Source organism: Salmonella sp. 32031103-2018-00083-FB-01-SM-01 (assembly GCF_017571995.1).
Taxonomy (GTDB): Bacteria; Pseudomonadota; Gammaproteobacteria; order Enterobacterales; family Enterobacteriaceae; genus Salmonella; species Salmonella enterica.
The window spans coordinates 1-2,152 of the sequence record NZ_JAGEQL010000015.1; the positions used below are offsets into that span (position 1 = coordinate 1).

Annotated in this window: 3 protein-coding genes; all 3 read right to left on the reverse strand. The window is 66.4% G+C overall.

Annotated features, from left to right (window positions below; translation table 11 throughout):
- A partial coding sequence (locus J4614_RS21775; protein ID WP_208293310.1) for a cytochrome c-type biogenesis protein CcmH occupies positions 1-1,031 on the reverse strand: 1,031 nt, incomplete at its 3' end.
- Positions 1,028-1,585 (reverse strand): thiol:disulfide interchange protein DsbE, encoded by a 558-nt coding sequence (gene dsbE, locus J4614_RS21780; protein ID WP_000828299.1) that lies wholly within the window; start codon positions 1,583-1,585, stop codon positions 1,028-1,030. The genes dsbE and J4614_RS21775, both read right to left, overlap by 4 nt.
- Positions 1,582-2,152, reverse strand: a 571-nt coding sequence (locus tag J4614_RS22225) for a cytochrome c-type biogenesis CcmF C-terminal domain-containing protein (RefSeq protein ID WP_238075565.1), incomplete at its 5' end; no start/stop codon positions are given. The genes dsbE and J4614_RS22225, both read right to left, overlap by 4 nt.

Below are 2,152 nucleotides of genomic sequence, written 5' to 3' on the forward strand. Positions count from 1 at the left end.
GCCAGCCGGATACTGCGCTCTATCACCGCCCGCCGGGCGTCACCCGCCGGCAGCAGCTTCAGCATCATCTCCCAGGCCGCCACCGCCTCATCAAAGCGCTGCTGCTCAAAGGCGCTGAACGCATACAGGCTTAACACCCGGATATCCGTGTGGTCGCGGCTCACCAGCCGGCGCAGCAGCTCCCCGCCGCGGCGGTTATCCTCCGGGTCGGACGAGCGCGTCAGCGCCTCCGCGTAGCCCAGCGCCGCATCGCGGTTTTTCGGGTCCAGGCGGCAGGCGTTCGCATACGCCCCGGTGGCGGTACCGGCATTACCCAGTACCATACCGATGCGCCCCAGCATGAGCCAGCCCTCAACATTGCCGGCATCATTCTGCAGGCGGGTGCGCAGCCCCAGCGCCAGCCGCGCCATCTCCTCTTCATTCAGCGGCTGCGCCTGCGGGTCCAGCGCCCGCGCCAGCAGCCCGGGCGTCTGCGCCGTCGCCTGCTGCCAGGCCCTGACCTGCTGATAGCTGCCGGTCTGTGAGTAACTGATGGCGGCCACGACCAGCGCCATAACCACGCCCGGAAGATACACCCCCACCCCTGCGCGTGGTCCCGCCGCAGGAATGGCGTCAGCCAGGACGTCCTGTCTGATACGCACCCGCCGGCGCGTGCGGGCAACGATTATCCACCCGCCCGCCACGATGGCGGCCAGCGGCAGCACCCACAGCAGCACCGTCAGCGGGGTCAGCGGCGGGTCGTAGGTGACGAAGTTGCCGTAGCGCGCCACCATGTAATCGATGATTTCCTGGCGGCTCTTTCCCTCCTGCATCAGGTCATACACCCTGCGGCGCATGTCGGTGGCTATCATCGCGTTCGAGTCCGCAATGCTGTTGTTCTGGCATTTCGGGCAGCGCAGCTGCTCCGTGAGCTGGCGGAACTGCTGCTCCTGTGCTTCATCTTTAAACGGCATCACGTCGGTGGTCGCCCGCGCTGACCCGGCGATAACCAGCGCCAGCATCAGCATCACCATGCCCGGTAACAGTCTCATTGCGCCGCCTCCCGGCTGTATCTGTCCCACAGCGGTTTCAGTTCACTTTCCCATACCCGGGCATTCAAATCGCCCGCATGGCGGTAGCGGATAATCCCCCTGCCGTCGATGAGGAAGGTTTCCGGCGCGCCGTACACGCCCAGGTCCAGCCCCAGCATCCCGTCGCTGTCCGATAAACTCAGCGCATACGGGTTGCCCAGTTCCTTTAACCAGGCCACCGCCTTCGCCCGGTCGTCCTTATAGTTCAGCCCGACCACCCGGATACCCTGCGCGGCCAGCCGGTTCAGGTACTGATGCTCGGCGCGGCAGGTCGGGCACCAGGTGGCCCAGACGTTAAGCAGCACCGGTTTCCCCTGCGTCAGCACCTCCGCCTGGTAGTACTGACCCGGTGTCTCCAGCGATTCCAGGCGGAACGCCGGCACCGGCTTTCCGGTCAGCGCCGATTCGAGATTCGTCGGGTCATCCCCCTGCGCGTTGCGCGCCAGCTGCCACAGCAGCGCCGCGGCAATCAGCAGAAAAATCAGCAGCGGTAATAACAGTACGTTGCGTTTCATCCGGCCTCCGTCAATGGTTTACGGCGGCGGTAGCGCGGGTCCGCCAGGCACAGCAGCCCGCCCAGCGCCATCAGCAGTCCCCCGGCCCATATCCAGCGGACAAACGGTTTGTAGTACAGGCGCACGGCCCACGCGCCGTTGTCCAGCTCCTCCCCGAGCGCGGCGTACAGGTCGCGGGTCAGCCCGCCGTCAATCGCCGCCTCGGTCATCACCATCCGGCTGGTGTTGTAGAGCCGTTTCTCCGCGTGCAGCACCGCCTCCGGCTCGCCGTGGCGCGTCACCCCGATGAGGGCCACCCCGCCGCGGTAGTTGGGGCCGGTGATGTCCCGCACCTCCCGGAAGGTGAAGCGGTAGTCGTGAATGGTCACGCTGTCGCCCGCCCGCATCCGCACGTCACGCTCCACGCTGTAATTCTGGCTGAAGGCGATGCCGGTAATCGTCACCGCCAGCCCGAGGTGCGCCGCCACCATTCCCCAGTAGCTGAGAGAGGTTTTCGTGCCGCGGGACACGCGCTGTACGGCTTCGGCCACCGCCAGCACCGCAATCCAGCAGGCCATCGCCATCCCC

Coding starts and splice junctions, on each gene's coding strand:
- dsbE (WP_000828299.1), bottom strand. CDS start 1,585: ATGAAACGCAACGTACTGTTATTACCGCTGCTGATTTTTCTGCTGATT.